Below are 18,550 nucleotides of genomic sequence, written 5' to 3' on the forward strand. Positions count from 1 at the left end.
TCAGTGAGCCGACCTTTGCCACGTACTGTGTAAATGTCTCTATAGCGGGACAAGCTGCTTTTTCGCCGCGGATGCGCCAACAGCTGGTTTCTGCGAACTACGTTTCCATCGAAATACACGAAGTATTTCGGAACTAAGATCTGCACTTCCGTCAACGCGCAACATCGTTCAAATAGATGCATTGGAATTTTGTTGAAGAGTTAGCAACACAAAAGTTGCGGTGGTTGATTGGCGATTGCGAATGCAGATCACCGATCCGATCGGCATCACCGCGCCAATCTTTGTCATTTCAAAGCGTTTTTTGGGATGTTTTCTCGGTAGTATCGGTCAAAATTCTCAGCCTGCTTAAGGGCTCGATACGTTTTTGCTTACATGTCATCAATACGGTAGAGATACCCGTTGGCGAATTCGACCTGGAGCGCGCGGCGCTTAGTGTCGTATCCAATGGATAAAAATATGTCTGAGCAAACAAGCATGCGCTCGATTTCTGGCTCGGACAATGGGTCTCGCCACAGCTCATTGCGCACCAGCAAGGGGCGCTTCAGGGTCTGAATGACAGCAAACAGCAGCCTTGACAGAAATTCAATTGAATACCCCAAACATATCTCCAACCCGTTGGTATTCATCTGAAGATTCGCTCGATCAGGGCTATGCTGTCATTCGCCTGCTCAATTAAATGACACAAAAGGCTACCGATGCTGCGAATTTCGGCGCGCGTCAAAATAGAACACCAACACTGTCGATGATTTCGAGCACGGCGCAGCGAATCTCTTAATTTGGGACCATGGGCGTCGTGATCTGGCCCAAGGTGCATGTTTGGAAAGAAGTGAAGAGATGCTGTTGAAACGCTTGGGACGACGTACCGTCCGACGACCTAAATTGCGCCGAAGGGTGATTGCGATTTTCGCCAGTATTCTGATGTCATCTTTCCAACCGGTCGCTGCTGACATGACAGACAAGGAATTCGAAGAGCGGCTGCGCAGCTATATTCTGGCGCACCCAGAGATCATCCTGGAAGCGATGGAAACACTATCAGAGCGAGAGAGACGTGCGACGCAAACTGCACAAATTGCCAAGTATGCTGAGATTTTTGAGGAGCCACCCATTCTGGGCATTGGCCCAGCTGCGGCTGAACACACTGTCATTGAGTTTTTTGATTACCGCTGCGCGCCCTGTAAAGCGTTGCATCCAAAATTGAAGGCTGCTTTGAAAGATCATCCCACAATTCGGGTTGAAATGCGACATCTGCCCATTCTGTCGCCCGGTTCCGAGCGCAGTGCGCGCTTTGCACTGGCGGTCAGGACTGTGGGCAGTCCTGCGCAATACCGCCGCGTGCATGAAGCATTGTGGACGTTGAAAGGCCCCTTACAGGAGCCCGCTTTCGAAAAGATTGCGTTGGCGCAGGGGTTGGATTGGGCGACGGTGCGTTCAGAGATGAAAAGCGATGCAGTCTCAGCGCGGATAAGCACCAATCGCGACATAGCAATTGATCTGCAAATCCTTGGAACACCGGCCTTTGTCACTCCCACATCCGTCAGTTTTGGGGGCACGGATGCAGAGGCTTTGGTGGTTGGTTGGCTTAGTCAATAAACGCTTTTTCGACCACAAAATGTTTGGGATCGGAATTGGCCCCCTCAAGTAATCCGTGGGCCTCGCAGATCGACATGATATCCTTGTTCAGGGCTAGATTGCCGCATACCATCACGCGGTCCTCGGTGTTGTTCCATTCGGGCGTACCGAGCGTTTCGAACACGCGGCCCTCGCGCAGATGATCGCTGATCCGGCCTTCGATCTCGGATGGCTCGCGCGTGGTGGTGGGGTAGTATTTCAACTTGTCATCGACCAGCTCTCCGATCAGCGGATCGTCGGGCAATGCCTTCACCAGGGTGCGGCCATAGGCCAGTTCCGCGTTGGTGCGGCAGGTGTGGGCAAGGATAACCTCATCATATTGCTCATAGGTCTCGGGATCGCGCAGAAGCGAGGCAAAGGGGGCCACACCGGTGCCGGTGCAGACCATCCACAACCGCTTGCCCGGGAGCAACGCATCCAACACGAGCGTGCCGACAGGTTTGGGGCGCAGGATAATCTCATCCCCCGGTTCGATCTTTTGCAGACGTGAGGTGAGCGGGCCGTCGGGTACTTTGATGGAGTAGAACTCCAGTTCTTCATCCCAGCTGGGCGAAGCGATGGAATAGGCGCGCAGTAGCGGCTTGCCGTCATCCTTGAGCAGCCCGATCATGACAAATTCGCCCGAGCGAAAGCGCAGGGATTGAGGGCGCGAGACCCGAAAGGAAAACAGCGTGTCTGTCCAGTGATGCACGGAGGTGACCGTCTGTGCGTCGGGCATGATTTTGGTGGGGGTGGCGGTTTGAACATTCATGTCGGCGTCCTTTATGCCGCCTCGGCGGCGGGTTTCTCAGAGAAATGACTCTCAAGCTTGCCATCCTGTCCGTCCATCTCGTCGGCGGTGGGCAACGGGTCTTTGGCCTCCGTGATCACGGGCCAGATTTTCGCGTATTTTTCGTTGAAGGTGACCCATTCCTCCATTCCGTCTTCGGTATCGGCGCGAATCGCATCGGCAGGGCATTCGGGCTCACACACGCCGCAGTCGATACATTCGACCGGGTCGATCACCAGCATGTTTTCGCCCTCGTAAAAGCAGTCTACCGGGCAGACGGAAACGCAGTCGGTATATTTGCAGGCAATGCAGTTGTCGGTGACGACGAATGTCATGGCGTTCTCTCTTTGTTGTTTCTGCCAGTTTGCCGCAGCGCAGAATTCTTGTCCGTAAACAAATTGCTATTGAGCGCTTCTGCAGTGCGGCAATCTGGCCCCAACAAGAGGGGACCCTTATGATTGACTGCCTTTCCGCCACACCAGACTGCCGCAACTTGATCGTTGAATGGGACGACGGGGCCACATCGCAATTGCCCGCCACCATACTGCGCCGCGAGGCCCGTGATGCCTATTCTACAAGGGCGCGAATCGATCATGGTGAGATCAAAGTCGCCGATGGATTGACCATCACCAACCTCGTCCAGGTGGGGCCCGCGGGCGTAAACGTCCATTTTTCAGACGGTCATGACCGCGCTGTCTATCCTTTTGTCTACCTTCGCGAACTTTCCGAGCAATACGGAAACTAATTGACATATGCCGCGCCGCAGCGCCGCGCAGGCTGAACACAACCTCATAGGACTGGAGCCTTTTCATGGACGAAATATTGGATGGAACGACGCAGATTGATTGCGACATCCTGATCATTGGCGGCGGCACGGCCGGTCCGATGGCGGCGATCAAGGCTAAGCGCAAGAACCCCAATGCAAATGTGGTCTTGCTCGACAAGGCCAATGTGAAACGCTCAGGGGCCATTTCGATGGGCATGGACGGGCTGAACAACTCGGTCATTCCCGGCTATGCCACGCCAGAGCAGTACACCAAGGAAATCACCATCGCCAACGACGGGATCGTCGATCAAAAGGCGGTCTATCGCTATGCCGAGGAATGCTACAGCATCATCGAAGAGCTGGACCAGTTCGGCATCCGTTTTCAAAAGGACCAGAACGGCGAATATGACGTCAAGAAGGTGCATCACATCGGCACCTATGTGCTGCCTATGCCCAATGGTGACACTGTTAAAAAGGCGCTCTATCGCCAGCTGCGCAAGGCGCGCATCAACGTTGTAAACCGCTATATGGCAACCCGTCTGCTGACTGGCGAGGGGCGCATCGCGGGTGCGATCTGCGTGAACACCCGCACAGCCGAGTTTCTGGTCGTGCGCGCCAAGGCCGTGATCATGTCGCTGGGGGCCGCCGGGCGTCTGGGACTGCCGTCGTCCGGCTATCTGTATGGCACCTATGAGAACGCGTCAAACTCGGGCGAGGGCTATTCCATGGCCTATCACGCCGGCGCGGGCCTCGCGAACCTTGAGTGTTTCCAGATCAACCCACTGATCAAAGACTATAATGGCCCTGCCTGTGCGTATGTCGCGGGTCCGATGGGGGGCTATACGTCGAACGCGCAGGGCGAGCGGTTCATTGAATGTGACTATTGGTCCGGTCAGATGATGCAGGAATTCTATGATGAACTGCAGGGCGGCAAGGGACCTGTGTACCTCAAGCTCAACCACCTGGCCGAAGAAACCGTGGCCGAGATCGAGCGTGTGCTGCACATCGTCGAACGCCCCACCCGTGGGCATTTCCACAAAGGGCGTGGCACAGATTATCGCAAGGACATGATCGAGATGCACATTTCTGAGATCGGATTTTGCTCCGGCCACTCCGCCAGCGGCGTGTTTGTGGACGAGCGGGCGCGCACGACGATTGACGGACTCTATGCTGCAGGTGACATGGCGAATGTGCCGCATAACTACATGCTTGGTGCGTTTACCAACGGTGCTTTTGCGGGTCTGGATGCGGTTGATTTCGTCAAAGACGTGGATTTCGCGGACTTCGACATGGGCGAGGTTGATGCCGAACGCATCCGTGTGTTGGCACCAACCAAACGCGATGATGGCGTTCCACCGAACCAGATCGAATATAAAACACGACGCTTTGTGAACGATTACCTGCAGCCGCCAAAAGTGACCGCCAAGATGGAACTGGCACAGCGCCGGTTCGAAGAAGTGCGCGATGACATGGAAAACCAGATGTATGTGCGCGACAGCCACGAATTGATGCGCTCGCTTGAGGCCTCCGCGATCATGGATTGCGCAGATATGGCGGCAGCCGCCTCGCTTTACCGGACAGAGAGCCGTTGGGGCCTGTATCACAACCGCGTGGAATACGAGCGCGATGATGAGAACTGGTTCTGCCACACGATCCTCACCAAAGGCGAGGATGGCAAACCCGCGCATGCCAAAAAGGCGGTCGATGACTACATCGTCGAAATCGATGATGACGAAAAGGACGCTTACAACAACCAACGTGTGACCAAAACGGTCGCGGCAGAATAAGGAATAATATCATGCCCTTGGCTCAAACCTCTACTATTGTTCCGGTCGTTGTGGATGATGCGCTTTGTATCGCTGACAAAGGCTGCACCGTTTGCGTCGACGTCTGCCCTCTGGATGTTTTGCGTATTGTCGAAGGGCCCGATGGTAGTCCAGTCACTGCACATATGAAGTACGACGAATGTTGGTACTGCATGCCCTGCGAAGCGGACTGCCCCACCGGTGCCGTCACCGTGAACTTGCCCTTTTTGTTGAAGTGAGACGGATATGAACGCGCTCTTTGAAGACTTTGACGAAATCGCCGAACTGGCCGAGGCGCTGGACGATCCATCGCCGGGGGTGCGGATCATGGCCGTGATGGAGCTGGCTGACAGCGCTGATCCAGCGGCGATCGCTCATCTGGCCCGCGCGATTGCGGACGAAGATGCAGGCGTACGCAAACAAGCAGCGCTGGCTTTGACTGATTTTGACGGGCCAGAAACCGCTGCAGCCTTGGTGTCGGCGTTGACCGACAGCGATGTAGCTGTGATCGAAGCTGCAGCGACAAGCCTGACAGAGTTGAAAGATCCCGCAGCAGGCGATGCGATCCTGCCGCAGCTGGGCGAGACAGAGACCGTCAAATTGCATGCTTGTCTTGCCGGGATAAAGGAATTGCGCCGACCCGAGGCGATGGGCCCTGCGATACAAGCGCTGAAACACAGCGATGCGGGTGTGCGGGTGGAGGCTGTTGGCGTGATCGGCTGGTTGCAGGACGAAGGATCACTGCCAGCATTGCGCGATGCGGCCAAGGATGGTGACCCGCAAGTCCGGCGCACGGCGCTTGCGGCGTTGGGGTTTTCCAAGTCCGAACATGCCGAGGCCACGCTGGTTGCCGGGTTGAAGGACCCTGAATGGCTAGTGCGTGAGGCGGCAGCGGAAACACTTGCCAAGACCGGAGGAGCAGCCTGCGTGGCGGCACTGCGCCCCGCTTTGGCGGATGATTTCTGGCAAGTCCGGGTCAAGGCGGTGCGGTCTTTGGGCAAGCTGAACGCCACTGACACCGCCATCGAAATTGCGCCGATGATGGACATTCCTGTGCCGAATTTGCGCAAGGAATGTGCGGCGGTTCTGGGTGAAATGGCCGTGCCGGAGACAGCGCCGTTTCTGGAAAAATACAAAGACGATCCTGACCCGGATGTACGCAAAAACGTACGTTGGGCTTTGGGGAGAATAGGCATTCAATAGCCCCCATCAGGGGTCACATTCAGTTTATTTATGCACTCTTTGGCTTGTGTCGTGGGGTGCTTTTCTCGTCTGCATTTTTTCGTTTAAGTATATGTTTTAAAACATAAAAAAGTGCGCCCGATTCTTAATCATTCATTCATTTCTCCCTTTCAATGAGTCTAATTTTCACCCGAGCCGCCGCTTTTCCCGCCCATCTTTTGTGCGTCCGGCAATTTCGGTGAATTACACGCGGAAAAAGCTGCGAATATCCCGCATCGGCCCGGATACTGGCGTGGACAATGAATTTAAATACCACCGAGGAACGGAGAATGACATGGAACTCAAGACAAGTTTAAGATCCGCATTACTGGCGGCGACGATGATCCCCTTTGGATTGGCCACTCAGGCGGAAGAGATCACAATCGCAGTCGGCCACCAGTCGATGTGTACGGACACGTATACAGCCGGCATCGTGATCAAAGAGCTGGGTCTGCTGGAAAAGTACCTGCCCACCGATGGCAAATACGCCGATGCAGAATATGACATCAGCTGGGCGGACTACAGCTCTGGCGGCCCGATCACCAACCAGATGCTGGCCAACAAGCTGAACTTTGGGGTGATGGGTGACTATCCGTTGATCGTGAACGGTGCCAAGTTCCAAGAGACCGACAGCCTGCGCACCGTTTATGTCGCGGGCACAGGGTATAACCTCAAAGGCTCCGGCAATGCCATTGTCGTACCGGTGGACAGCGACATCTATTCCATCGATCAGTTGAAGGGCAAAGAGGTCTCCACCCCTGTGGGGTCAGCCGCTTGGGGCATGTTGCTCAAAGCGATGCAGGACAACAACATCCCGACCTCCGAGTATGTGTTGAAGAACCAAAGCCCGGCTGTAGGCGCGGCCAACATTGCTGCTGGCAAGATCGACGCGCACTCTGATTTCTGTCCATGGTCCGAGATCATGGAATACCGTGGCACCGGTCGCAAAATCTATGATGGTTCAGAAACCGGCGTGCCGTACCTGCACGGCGTTGTTGTGCGTCAGGACTTTGCCGAAGAATACCCGGAGGTCGTGCAGGCCTTTATCAAGGCCGTCTATGAAGCCGGTGAATGGATCCGCGAAGATCCAATGCGCGCTGTGACCGAAATGGAAAGCTGGACGGGCGTCGAGAAAGAGGTGCTTTATCTCTACTTTTCCAAAGGGGGGCACCTGACGCTGGAACCGTCGATCAAAACCGAATGGGTTGACGCGCTCAAGTTCAACCACGGTGTGCTGGTCGCCGAAAAAGCGATCCCGCCGCTCGATTTTGATGCGTGGATCACTGAGGATTACCTCAAAGCCGCCTATGCCGACATGGGTGTCGACTATGAGGCGTATAAAGCTTCAATGGTTGACCCTGAAGTCGCCAACAAAGGCTTGCCGATGGAAATCTGGCACTCTCGTGACGGTGTCAGCACCTATGAAACACCGGCTGAATTCCTCAAAGGCATGGCGGACATCCGTGCGACAGCCGCGCTGGTCAATGCCACCTATGTCTATGACGTGGAAACGGGGCTGAAGCTCTTTGGCAAGACCGCCTTCTGGGTCAAAGCGGGCGATGCCTACGCCACCTTCCTGCGCAAAGGCGAGGCTGAGGCTTTTGCAAGTGCAAACGCCGGAGAAGTTGTGACGTTTGACGACGCGATTGCGGCCTACGCCACCGACGGCTGATGAGGCCTTCTTGCAGGTCCCGGACGGCACGATCGTCCGGGACCATCCAACGCGCACACCAAACGGAAAGCCGAAGTCATGCAGCCACTTGCAACGAAAACCGACCCTGCACCGTCCTCGGATGTCGCGAAAGATGTCAGCGTGCCGGCAGAGTCAGAACCGCCGGTGTCACCGGTGTTCAAACTGTCCGCGATCCCGCCACAGGTTTTGCAAAACATTGGCATCGCTTTGATCTCGCTCAGTATTGGTGTTGTGCTGTGGCACATCGCGACTGCGATCAATCTCGACTTCTATATCAACTTTTCCAATGTGCCTGCGCCGCTAAAGGTTTTTACGGCCTTCATCGCCCATATCCAGACCGAGATTTTCTGGACCCATATCGGCGTCTCCATGCGGCGCATTCTGATCAGTTATTCCATTGCCGTGGTCCTGGGCATCGGGATCGGTTTGATCATGGGCCGTTCGCGCATCGCGCGCGCCTTTGTGATGCCCTACATCGAGGTGATCCGCCCCATTCCTGCGGTGGCCTGGATACCGCTCGCCATTCTGATGTGGCCGACCGAGGAAAGCTCGATTATCTACATCACCTTTCTGGGCGCGCTTTTTCCGATTGTTCTGAACACTCTGCACGGGGTTGAGCAGACGCCGGAAGTGCTGGTTCGTGCCGTGCAATCGCTGGGCGCTTCGCGGCTGGATGTGTTTCGACATGTGGTGATCCCTGCGGCCTTGCCCTCCATTGCCGCAGGGTTGGCGATTGGCATGGGGGTCAGCTGGTTTTCCCTGCTCGCGGGCGAGATTATCTCGGGCCAGTACGGGATCGGCTACTTCACATGGAACGCCTACAGCCTGATCAACTATCAGGACATCGTCGTGGGCATGCTGGTGATCGGGGGCCTTGGGACCGCCTCAACCGCAGCCGTCAAATACGCAACGTCCCCGATGTTGAAATGGCAAAAGAGGTCGCGGTGATGGAGGTTGTAAAAACACTTGGTCGAGCCGTGCGCCGTGATTGGCGGCGCATGATTGTTACCGGGCTGATGTTTGCGGTGGGGATGCAGGTGCTGATGATGATCGCCCTTATGGTGCGGTTTCAGGGGCTGCCGAATTACGCCGTCGGATATGACTGGATCGGCAACGTCATCCACATCATCAAATCAACGCCCTCATGGGGCGATATCATGCCAATAGTCAATCAGGAATGGCTGATCGAGATCGGCAAGATGAACTATGACTACGGCACGGGCATCTCTGAATGGAGCCTTAACGTCGTGCCTGTCCGCATGATTGTGCTGTTTGTGCTTGGGGCCTTGGTCGCCCTGTGCCTGAGCCTGCTGCGTGCGGACGGGTGCGATGTGGCCACCGGCACCACCCTGCGCGCCACAACCGGATTGGGCACGGTGCTGATCGCTATGACCAACGCCACGATGAGCTGGGTTGTCTGTTGTGCAGCGCCGTCCTGGGTTGTTGGCCTTGCGATGCTGGGGCTTGGTGTTTCGACTTCTCTGGCGCTTGAATCCATGGGCCCTGCGCTCAACCTTGCGGGGTTCGGATTGTTGCTGTGCACGGCCCTTTATCTGGCGTGGCGCAAGGTGCGCCGCGCGCAATACCTCTCTGGGAGCCTGAAACATGCTTGATGTTCTAAAGTTCAAACAGCCCAATGGCGCGCCCGTCGCACAAGCCGACAAAGGTGAGATCAAGATCAAAGATGTCTCGATCACCTTTGGGCGCGGCCCAACCGAATACCGCGCGGTTGAAACCACCTCCATCGATATCAAAGCCGGAGAGTTCGTATGCATTCTTGGCCCTTCTGGCTGCGGTAAGTCCACACTGATGAACGCGGTTGCGGGCTATGTGCAGCCGACCACCGGCGCGGTCACGGTCGATGACATTGAGGTCAAAGGCCCGGGCCCTGACCGGGGAATGGTGTTTCAGCAATATTCCTTGCTGCCCTGGAAAACCGTTTACGAAAACGTCGCCTTTGGCCCCAAAATGGCGGGTGCTACCAGAACCGAAGCGGGGTCGGTTGCGAACACTTTCCTTGGCCTTGTTGGCCTGAGAAAATTCGGAGACCGCTATCCCGCAGAGCTATCGGGCGGCATGCAGCAACGTGTGGGGATCGCCCGCGCGCTGGCCAATTATCCCAGCGTTTTGCTGATGGACGAACCCTTTGGCGCGCTTGACGCTCAGACGCGGCTGATGATGCAGGAAAGCCTGCTTGATATCTGGCGGCAGTTCGGCACCACGGTTGTCTTTGTAACCCATGATGTGGATGAGGCGGTGTTCCTTGCCGATCGTGTATTGATCATGAGCGCAGCCCCCGGCCGCATCATCGAGGATGTGCGGATCAAGCTACCACGCCCGAGGTCCACCGATATGGCCGTTACACCGGAATACATGGAAGCACGGCAATTCTGTCTGGACACGATTAAGTCTGAAAGCCGCAAGGCCTTTGCGGAGCAGAACAAATGATCCGCTTTGCACCTCTCGGTTTCGCTCTGGCTATTGGGGCTGGCGCACAGGCACAAGTGCAGGGTGTCATGCTGGACGAACCTGTCGCGCTGCCAGCGTTGTCTTTTCACGATGAAAACGGCCAAACCTATGAAACTGCGGACCTCACCGGTCAATGGACGCTGATCATGATCGGCTTTCTCACTTGCCCGGATGTCTGCCCCTTCACCCTCGGCAATCTGGAAGCCGCCGTTGCCGAAACCGGCCTACGCGTACGGCCTGACAATCTGCCAAAGGTCTGGTTCCTGTCCGTCGATCCCGCACGCGATACGGACTATGTCAGCGAATACGGTCCGTTTTTTCATCCCGACTTTCGCAGCATGACCGGCACCCGCGAAAACATCGACACTTTTGTCGAGGTCTCCGATGGCTACTACCGTTTGATGCCCCCGGATGCGGATGGCTTTTACGACGTTCAGCACACATCCGCCGTTTCTGTCATCGCACCGGACGGAACATTGCTGGCCAAGCTGCAGCCGCCGTTTGATCCCGGCCTCACGGCAGAATTCCTGTCGCGTCTTCAAATCTCATACCGCAAGGAGCTTTCCCAATGATCCGATACTTCTCAACCACGGCTCTCTTGATGACCGCCACCGCGCTCGCAGCGCAAGACATCAAAGCAACCAACGCCCATGTCCCGCAATCCCCACCCGGCTCCATGGCGCATGCGGCTTACATGCAGTTGGAAAACACGACAGATAAAGTCCGAAGTGTGATCGGCGTTGAGGCGTCTGGTTACGGCATGGCCCACCTGCACAGCAGCGAGATGAAAGACGGTGTCGCCACCATGACCATGGTGCACCAGTTGGACATCGCACCGGGGCAAAGCGTTTCGCTTGAGCCCGGCAGCTTCCACATCATGCTGATGCGCCCCGAAGCAATGGCCAAAGTGGGCGATAGCGTTGATCTGAAAATTCTGTTTGCGGATGGTGATACGCTGGAGGTGGCAGCCGAAGTTACATCCCGCTCCGATGGGTCGTGAAATTTCTGCTCGCCTCATGTGCGTTCGTTTTGGCGCCGCCTGCTGCAGCCGATTTCGATGCGGCCAGCTATCCCCCCTATGAGACTTGTGCGTTGTGCCATGGATTGTTCGGGCAATCACGGACAGCGAAGTTCCCACACCTTGCCGGACAGAAACCAGCCTACCTGCGTGCCCAACTCGATGCGTTCCTTGCCGGTGAGCGTTCCAACGACGGCGGCCAGATGGTGAGCATCGTGACAGAGCTCAAACCAGAGGATTTTGAAGTGGTGGTCAAATGGTTTTCGGAGCAAGACCCGCCCGCGCCATCATCCGTGCCCACTCATACTGTCGGCAAAGAGCTTACTAGTGAGGCCGGATGCCTGACGTGTCATGGCGAAGGTGGTGCAGAGGACGTGCCACACCTGACGGCCCAGCACGCCGGATATCTGGCGAAACAAATGCACGACTTCCGCGACGGAGCGCGCACACATGGCGCGGCGGCTGATCTGCACCGGCAAGTCTTTCAATCAATGGACGATGGCATCGATCAAATCGCCGCCTACTTGTCTTCGCTGGAAAGGTCCCCATGACAGAAATGAAGCCCATTCCTGACACCGACCCAAGTGCGATTTTCCTGTCGGAATACCTGCTTGAAATCAACACAGGTGCCGGCTTTCTGTCCTCGCTATCGCGGGATGACCAGAAACAGGTGCGCAGACACGGGACAAGATGCAAGATCGCCAAAGGCGAGGGGGTGTTTTTTCAAGGTGATCCGCACACGGGTGTGTGGGTTGTCGAAAAGGGGCGCATCAGAACCTACTATGCCGGACCCTCCGGGCGCGAAATCACACTGGCCTACTGGAGTGTGGGACATTTTATCGGCGGACCCGAAGTGTTCGGTATGGGACGTCACGTCTGGTCCGCTGACGCACTAGAAGATTGCGAACTGCTCTTTGTGTCCGGTGCAAGCCTCCTGCGGCTGGTGCGCGAAATTCCGGATGTTGCGGTCGCTGTGATCAATGGCTTGGTCAACAAAGGAAAGTGCTACTCTGCTCTGATCCAGATGCTGGGCACACGCACAGTTTCTGAACGGCTCCGGCAGTTGCTGGTGATTTTGGCCGAAACGTATGGCCGTCACGAAGAAGGCCAAATTGTCGTTGACCGCGACATCACATACGATCAGATCGCAACCATTGTGGGGGCCACCCGTCAATGGGTGACACAGTCGCTTGACCGGCTTCAAAATGAAGGCGTTCTAAAGGTGAGCCGCAAAGAAATTACCATATTGGAGCTGGACCAGCTCTATTCCTGATTGTGCTCAAATGTGAAAAATTCCTCAACGGACCACTTGTATGACACCATAAGGCACACTCTGCGATGCAGATAAATCCTAAAATCCGCACACCGGTTTTTTGGCAATACCTGATATGATTGCGAACTTCGATGACCGCTTAGTATTTAATAAGAACCTTGGCGCAACCTGCAGCATTCGGCATTACGGGCTCTAAGCATGCGTAATCGGGCTGCCCTGTGTTCTGAAGTCGAGCTCCCGATAGGAACACAGCATATCTGTGAACAAGGGGGATAGATAATGGAATACTATGTTGGCTTGGATGTGTCGCTGCGGCCGTGCGCGCTTTGTATCCTGGATTCCACAGGGTAGGTGCTGTTGGAGCGCGAACTGCTTTGAGAGGTCCGTGATATCGCATAGTACCTTGGCGTTTTTCCGCATCCGATTGAACGGATCGGCTTTGAAGCATGGCAGCTTCGACGGAATCGTCCGACCCTTGATCGAAATGGCCGAAGTTCTGGCGCATGCACTGGTGCCACTCCTTGATGCGCGGCTCGTTTTATATCAGCACTTTCTGGAACTTGACCCGCGGGTCGAACGCGCTGCAAGCCACGATGACGTATGCATGCGCATGATGACTGTGCCGGGTGTAGGCCCCATCGCCGCTTTAACCTTCAAGGCTGCTGTCGATGATCCCGCTCGCTTCAAGCGTTCCTGGACAGTTGCCGCGCATTTTGGACTGACGCCGCGACGCTATCAGTCGGCTGAACACGACAACCCTGGCCGTATATCGAAGGCAGGCGACCCAGATGTCCATGCAAGGCTCTACTCAGTGACAAATGCGCTTCTGATGCGCACGATGGCGAGGTCGCAGATCAAACCATAGGGCACGCGGCTGCTCCGCACCAAAGATCGTCGTCGCGCTGTCGTAGCCGTTGCCTGTAATCTCGCCGTCTTGCGCCACCGCATGTGGACATACGGCACAGAGTTCCGTTCGGCACAGGTTGAAGACATAGCATGAACTGATACGCGAGACCGCGCTTTGCTCAGGACATTCGGGAACTGTCGGCACCCTATGAATTTGACTTGCGGTAGCTTGCGGGTGTTACGCCAAACCATCGCTTGAAAGCCCGTGTGAAAGAGCTTTGCTCGGAGAATCCAGTGAGGAAGGCAATATCGGTAAGGGAGTATTGTGCGTCGCGAAGAAGGCCTACGGCCAATTCGCGGCGCGTTTCCTCGGTTAAAGTCTGAAAACTCAGCCCATGTTCAGAAAGCCGGCGATGAAACGAACGTGCGCTAAGACCTAAGCCCTTTGCAATATCCGCCATAAGCGGGCCACCGTCGTTCAAGGCTTGCGCAATGGCGCCTTTGGCTTCGGTAACAAGGGGCGGCGCACTTTGGAAATCTGCAAGTTCTGCGTCGAGGTGGAGCGTCAAATAGCGTGAGATGCCTTCGTCGCCGAGTTTGTTCGGACGCTCCATCGCTTGCCGCGATATGAGGACGGCATCAAAGTCGGCGTCAAAAGTCACGGGGCAACCAAACCATTCCTCGTGAAATGCTTTGGACTTCGGCCCGGTGTGCTGAGCAAAGACCTTAACTGGGGCAAACGGCACAGTGCACACCTCGCGGCTTAGCGAGACAGCACTTGCCAGCGTTGCTTCATTGGAAAGGCGCAGCCCCAATCGTCTTTCGCCTGCGCGGTGCAGGACAAAGAGCGTGCCGCGCGGATGCTCGCGCAGCTCATAAGTTACTACGTCCGTCCAAAGCCGCGCATAGCGTTCGATCCGCGAACAAGACCCGTAAAGCGTCGGTGCGGCCTTCCACGCGAGGCCAAGTGCGCCGTAGTCGTCACACCTCATCGACGCGCCGACATGCACAGGCAGCTCTGTCATGTCGACCACATCGGCCATCGCCTCAAGCATGTCATAGTAGGCGACGGCGGGGATCATGTGTTTTGGATCCCAAGGCGCGTCATGATCAATGCCAACATGCGCCAGCGTCGCCTTAGGATCAATCGCGGTTCCGGCGGCGGCGACCATCTTACGCGCAAAAAGGGAGGTCACATAAGGCATATTCAGAGGGATTTCCGTAAACCGACATCGTACATACAGAGACATTAGCCGCGGTTCTTCAAAAAGTCACAGAGCAACTCTGACTGTTTTGACACCGGAGCTGCTGAACCGCCCGTTGACGCGTTGTTGGCGAGCGCGGTCAAATCCTTGGCATTCTCGGTCAATATCTGAGGCCTCCGCGTGGCCTATTCCTTGGTCACAAAAACTCACCCAAGGAGAAAACCATGACCACCCGACCCACTCTCGTCGTCGGCGCAACCGGTAAGACCGGCGCGCGTGTTGCGGCCAAGCTGGAAGGCAAAGGCGTTGACGTGCGCCGCGGCTCGCGCGGTTCGGCCACGCCATTCGACTGGGAAAATCCCGCCACCTGGGCACCAGCATTGAGCGGCGTCTCCAAAGCCTACGTCACATACTTTCCTGACCTCGCCTTCCCCGGAGCGGTCGAGAAACTCGAAGCCTTCACCAAGGTTGCTGCCGCCAGCGGGCTTCAGCATCTCGTTCTGCTGTCGGGTCGCGGTGAGCATCATGCCCGCCTCGGAGAGGACGTTGTACGCCACTCTGGCATTCCATTTACCCTTGTACGGTCCGCCTGGTTTGCGCAGAATTTCAGCGAAGGCTACCTGCGCGATCCGATCCTAGGTGGTATACTTCCAATGCCCGGTGGCGACATCGCAGAGCCAATCATCGACATTGACGACATTGCGGATGTCGCCGTCGCGGCGCTGACAGAAAAGGGGCACATTGGTGAACTGTATGAAGTCACTGGCCCGCGCCTGATGACGTTCGCCGAGATGGCCGGCGTGCTGACGCAAGCCACCGGTCGGACGATCCAGCACATCCCCATTACGTTTGAGGAGTTCCACGTCAATGTGGCCGCGTCCGGTGATGATTTCGTCGCCGACGTCTTCACCGCAATCGCGCGCGAAACACTCGATGGGCGCAATGCACACACCAACGACGGCGTCGAACGTGCACTTGGGCGCAAACCTCGCGACTTTGCTCAATTTGCGGCTGCTGCGGCCTCTCTATCGGCGTGGATCACTGCCGCCTGACCGAAATCCATCAATAGAAAGAATGTCTCATGTCTTTAACACTCTTAGAAAAAACTACGCTCGCCATCTCTGGCCTGACCGCTGTCGGCATTGGCGGCTTCATCATGGTCGCGCCCCACGCCTTTTATGCCGGCTACGGTATCACACTCAACGATGATCCAAGTTTGCTCAGCGAGCTTCGCGCCCCGGCAGCAGGCCTTTTGACCCTAGGCGCTCTCATGCTTATCGGCATCTGGCGCGCTACGATGGCCCAATTGGCAGTCGCGGCGACACTGATCGTTTTCCTTGCCTTTCCAATGGGTCGGCTGGTCGGTCTTGCGGTCGACGGAGTCCCATCGGGCGGCATCATTGGCGCACTGGTGCTGGAAATCGCCATCGCAGGTCTGTGCATCGTTGCCTTCCGCCGTCGGGTGGGGCGCACCGTCGCAACAACCTGATCCGCATATACGGCGCGGACCTTCCGGCACGCTGCTGTCCAAATCCATAAGGAGTAGTCCCTATGTCCCCCTTTATCTTCGTTGTTCTACAAGTCTCTATCGTCGCCTACGCTCTTATCGGCGGCGTGTTCCTGGCATTCTCAGATTTCATCATGCGTTCTCTTGCCCATACCGGCGGCGTTGGTGGAGTAGAAGCAATGCAAGTGATTAACCGCGAAGTATTTCGTTGGATTTTCATGGCCCTCTTCCTCGGCATGGCTGTCGTCTCAGTTTTCGTTGTGATCTATAGCGTGACGAACCTGGCTGGCGGTCCGGGAACGCTCATCCTGATCGGCGCGGTCGTCTATCTTCTGGGTTGTTTCGCGGTCACAGTGTTCTTCAACGTGCCGATGAACGAAGCGTTGGCCGGCATGGATCTGACCTCTGATACGACCAAGGATTATTGGACCAACACCTATTTGCCGCGCTGGACCATGTGGAACACGATACGTACCGTCGCTTGCGCAGTTTCGGCCGCACTGGTGCTCATTGGGCTTATCTGGTTGACGCACGTGCAGATGCGCCTCGCCTAATCTTGGATCGGTCGCCTCAGATGTGGTGGCTGGTTCGCCAGACAAACAGGACCAATTCGCGGAAGAGAAAGGACATCTGGAATGTCCGATTATATTTTGACAGGCAAAGAGTCCAATGCATACGGAAGTCGTCGCTCGGACAATCAATGCCCCTTTGAAATATCACTGATGTAAGTCATCAGCAGACCTTAGATCGTGTTAAGTTATATGCGGGTACGCACCAGAGACTATGATCGTTTTTCCGGAACAGTTCATTCGCGCAAGCCGTGAGTTCACTGCCTCGGTCTCACTGCGTCTTGCTTGAATGTCCGGTCTGCTTGCAGCTTAGGGGCACAGATAACGGTGCATCTGCCGCATTTTCTCTGCTGCGAGCGCACGCAGCGAGAATGTATCACTTCCGCAATGGGCTCAGACCGAGCATTCGCCGCTGAGCAAACTTAGGTCCGGTTTTGGCAATGACTTTGAGCTGCACGTTGATAGTTGGCTGGAAAAGCATAGCGGAACGAAAGTCGCATATAAATGTCAGTGATTGGTGTGAACAAATCGAGTCGTCGAGAGCCAGCTTCTTTCTCGAGGTTTTTTGAGCGTCCATTGCCGTCTGGCTATGGCAGTAGAGCAGGCGTTCGGGATCATCTTTCCAACCAAACACCGCCGCTCACCTTTCTTTACCCTCGGGGGGCTGGACTGCCCCAATTCCTGTGCAGTATGTGTGCATCATGGCCGTGACATCTGCATCGCGGACCATAGGAGAGCTAGGAATGCCCAACAACGCAGCCACCACGGCAGCGAGACTATCTTGTGCGTCCATGATGGATGGCAAATATTGTTGTTTTATTTCAGTGATTTAAAGGGCGTAGTGTGCAGCGCATGTTCATATTCTAGTCGTGTGATTTCGCGCTGCGTCGCGGGCAATTCGGTTCGCTCGGGATATGTTTGAAGCCCACGTGCGCAACGCTGTGTGATCACCGCTACAAGCACTGCAGTAACTCGCTGCCGGCAGTCGCGTGATTGACGTTGCTGAATGATACCTATCCTTCGCATCGCTTAGTGCGAGAGATCAGAATTTCAAAAGCGATAGGCAAGATTTTGCTCGAATCTTGTTGACACAAATGTGATCACTCGTGCACGTTGAAGCTGTGGATTTTGGGGGATTGTATTTTGTTTTTTTCGCGTTTCGTTGGGTTTTTGAAGCCAACTCTTGTTTGTTTTCTCATATTATTTGGTGCACAATCAGCTTTTGCAGCCACGTTTTCCGCTTTGGACATTGATCGATCTTCTTCGATCATTAGTGGGTCGGCGGTTCTCTCATCTACATCGAGCGGCATAAGCGTCTCGTCTTTTGGCCCATCTGTTACGGACACAGTTAGCAGTGCATTGCTATTCCCTTCAATTTCTTTGGCTTCGGACGGAACCGGTTCAGTCTCCTTTACCGGATTGGGATTTCCGCCATCAGTTGCATTGGGTGGAACAGTGCAAGACTTTCGTTCTTCGGCCTCTTTGATCGAAGTGCTTTTTGAAGATGCTTCGTCGAGTGAGCTATTTGTCGCTGATATTTCGAGTGTGCTTATTACAGTAGCGGGGCTTAGCCTGAGCGCCCCATTCTTCGATCCAGCGACGGGCATTTCAGTTTTTTCGGCAACAGATACGAGCGTTGCGCCGATTCCGTTGCCAGCAACTGGCTGGCTTCTTGTTTCCGTCCTTTTGTCAGTGGGCTGCTTTGTGCAGCGAGCGCGCAGAGCATAAGAGTTCTGTAAGCACGACCTTCAGCGCGTAAGATCGCTAGAGGTCAAATCAA

22 protein-coding genes are annotated in these 18,550 nt (G+C 55.6%); 17 read left to right on the forward strand and 5 right to left on the reverse strand.

Going from position 1 to position 18,550, the window contains the following annotated elements:
* Positions 1–368 precede the first annotated feature (368 nt).
* Positions 369–626 (reverse strand): hypothetical protein, encoded by a 258-nt coding sequence (locus tag R8G34_23335; protein MDW3225786.1) that lies wholly within the window; start codon positions 624–626, stop codon positions 369–371.
* 208 nt (positions 627–834) lie between these two features.
* Between R8G34_23335 and R8G34_23340 the strand changes: the two genes are divergently transcribed.
* The gene (locus R8G34_23340) at positions 835–1,590 is read left to right on the forward strand and encodes a DsbA family protein (GenBank protein ID MDW3225787.1); all 756 of its coding nucleotides are present in this window, start codon (positions 835–837) and stop codon (positions 1,588–1,590) included.
* Here the strand turns inward: R8G34_23340 and R8G34_23345 are convergent.
* Both R8G34_23345 and R8G34_23350 read right to left on the reverse strand, forming a co-directional pair.
* The gene (locus tag R8G34_23345) at positions 1,580–2,380 is read right to left on the reverse strand and encodes a ferredoxin--NADP reductase (GenBank protein ID MDW3225788.1); all 801 of its coding nucleotides are present in this window, start codon (positions 2,378–2,380) and stop codon (positions 1,580–1,582) included. The genes R8G34_23340 and R8G34_23345 overlap by 11 nt on opposite strands.
* Positions 2,381–2,391: 11 nt before the next feature.
* Entirely contained in the window at positions 2,392–2,733 is a 342-nt protein-coding gene (locus R8G34_23350; protein ID MDW3225789.1) for a ferredoxin family protein, read from the reverse strand.
* A 119-nt stretch (positions 2,734–2,852) separates the two neighbouring features.
* Here R8G34_23350 and R8G34_23355 point away from each other — a divergent pair, with 119 nt between their 5' ends.
* The 13 genes from R8G34_23355 (at position 2,853) to R8G34_23415 (ending at position 13,508) form a co-directional block, all read left to right on the forward strand.
* Positions 2,853–3,143, forward strand: a complete 291-nt coding sequence (locus tag R8G34_23355; GenBank protein MDW3225790.1) for a DUF971 domain-containing protein — start codon at positions 2,853–2,855, stop codon at positions 3,141–3,143.
* A gap of 65 nt (positions 3,144–3,208) precedes the next feature.
* Positions 3,209–4,951 carry a fumarate reductase/succinate dehydrogenase flavoprotein subunit gene (locus R8G34_23360; protein MDW3225791.1) on the forward strand — a complete coding sequence of 581 codons (1,743 nt, stop codon included), beginning with the start codon at positions 3,209–3,211 and terminating at the stop codon, positions 4,949–4,951.
* 11 nt (positions 4,952–4,962) lie between these two features.
* Entirely contained in the window at positions 4,963–5,208 is a 246-nt protein-coding gene (locus tag R8G34_23365; GenBank protein ID MDW3225792.1) for a ferredoxin family protein, read from the forward strand.
* A 7-nt stretch (positions 5,209–5,215) separates the two neighbouring features.
* Positions 5,216–6,172 (forward strand): HEAT repeat domain-containing protein, encoded by a 957-nt coding sequence (locus R8G34_23370; protein MDW3225793.1) that lies wholly within the window; start codon positions 5,216–5,218, stop codon positions 6,170–6,172.
* Between the two features lie 313 nt (positions 6,173–6,485).
* Complete coding sequence (locus R8G34_23375; protein MDW3225794.1) at positions 6,486–7,862, forward strand: ABC transporter substrate-binding protein; 1,377 nt, start codon at positions 6,486–6,488, stop codon at positions 7,860–7,862.
* Between the two features lie 78 nt (positions 7,863–7,940).
* Positions 7,941–8,831, forward strand: coding sequence for an ABC transporter permease (locus tag R8G34_23380; protein MDW3225795.1), 891 nt, complete (start codon positions 7,941–7,943; stop codon positions 8,829–8,831).
* Positions 8,831–9,496, forward strand: a complete 666-nt coding sequence (locus R8G34_23385; protein ID MDW3225796.1) for a hypothetical protein — start codon at positions 8,831–8,833, stop codon at positions 9,494–9,496. Before R8G34_23380 ends, R8G34_23385 begins: the two co-directional genes overlap by 1 nt.
* Positions 9,489–10,331 (forward strand): ABC transporter ATP-binding protein, encoded by an 843-nt coding sequence (locus R8G34_23390; GenBank protein ID MDW3225797.1) that lies wholly within the window; start codon positions 9,489–9,491, stop codon positions 10,329–10,331. Before R8G34_23385 ends, R8G34_23390 begins: the two co-directional genes overlap by 8 nt.
* Positions 10,328–10,924 (forward strand): SCO family protein, encoded by a 597-nt coding sequence (locus tag R8G34_23395; GenBank protein ID MDW3225798.1) that lies wholly within the window; start codon positions 10,328–10,330, stop codon positions 10,922–10,924. Before R8G34_23390 ends, R8G34_23395 begins: the two co-directional genes overlap by 4 nt.
* The gene (locus R8G34_23400; GenBank protein ID MDW3225799.1) at positions 10,921–11,352 is read left to right on the forward strand and encodes a copper chaperone PCu(A)C; all 432 of its coding nucleotides are present in this window, start codon (positions 10,921–10,923) and stop codon (positions 11,350–11,352) included. The genes R8G34_23395 and R8G34_23400 overlap by 4 nt, the downstream gene beginning before the upstream one ends.
* Positions 11,349–11,921: a c-type cytochrome gene (locus tag R8G34_23405; GenBank protein MDW3225800.1), complete on the forward strand. Its 573-nt coding sequence runs from the start codon at positions 11,349–11,351 to the stop codon at positions 11,919–11,921. The genes R8G34_23400 and R8G34_23405 overlap by 4 nt, the downstream gene beginning before the upstream one ends.
* Positions 11,918–12,643, forward strand: a complete 726-nt coding sequence (locus tag R8G34_23410; protein MDW3225801.1) for a Crp/Fnr family transcriptional regulator — start codon at positions 11,918–11,920, stop codon at positions 12,641–12,643. The genes R8G34_23405 and R8G34_23410 overlap by 4 nt, the downstream gene beginning before the upstream one ends.
* A 385-nt stretch (positions 12,644–13,028) precedes the next feature.
* Positions 13,029–13,508, forward strand: a complete 480-nt coding sequence (locus tag R8G34_23415) for a transposase (GenBank protein MDW3225802.1) — start codon at positions 13,029–13,031, stop codon at positions 13,506–13,508.
* Between the two features lie 187 nt (positions 13,509–13,695).
* Here the strand turns inward: R8G34_23415 and R8G34_23420 are convergent, their stop codons facing one another.
* Complete coding sequence (locus tag R8G34_23420) at positions 13,696–14,739, reverse strand: AraC family transcriptional regulator (GenBank protein ID MDW3225803.1); 1,044 nt, start codon at positions 14,737–14,739, stop codon at positions 13,696–13,698.
* A gap of 179 nt (positions 14,740–14,918) precedes the next feature.
* Between R8G34_23420 and R8G34_23425 the strand changes: the two genes are divergently transcribed.
* The 3 genes from R8G34_23425 to R8G34_23435 all read left to right on the forward strand — a co-directional run bounded on the left by R8G34_23425 (position 14,919) and on the right by R8G34_23435 (position 16,755).
* Entirely contained in the window at positions 14,919–15,746 is an 828-nt protein-coding gene (locus R8G34_23425; protein MDW3225804.1) for an NmrA family NAD(P)-binding protein, read from the forward strand.
* Between the two features lie 29 nt (positions 15,747–15,775).
* Positions 15,776–16,183, forward strand: coding sequence for a DUF4345 domain-containing protein (locus tag R8G34_23430; protein ID MDW3225805.1), 408 nt, complete (start codon positions 15,776–15,778; stop codon positions 16,181–16,183).
* A 62-nt stretch (positions 16,184–16,245) separates the two neighbouring features.
* A complete protein-coding gene (locus R8G34_23435; protein MDW3225806.1) occupies positions 16,246–16,755 on the forward strand; it encodes an anthrone oxygenase family protein in 510 nt (169 codons plus the stop codon).
* Positions 16,756–17,870: 1,115 nt separating this feature from the next.
* On the opposite strand, the gene R8G34_23440 is transcribed toward R8G34_23435, so the two are convergent.
* Positions 17,871–18,377 carry a hypothetical protein gene (locus R8G34_23440; GenBank protein MDW3225807.1) on the reverse strand — a complete coding sequence of 169 codons (507 nt, stop codon included), beginning with the start codon at positions 18,375–18,377 and terminating at the stop codon, positions 17,871–17,873.
* Positions 18,378–18,550 lie beyond the last annotated feature (173 nt).

The organism is Paracoccaceae bacterium, assembly GCA_033344815.1.
GTDB lineage: Bacteria > Pseudomonadota > Alphaproteobacteria > Rhodobacterales > Rhodobacteraceae > Roseobacter.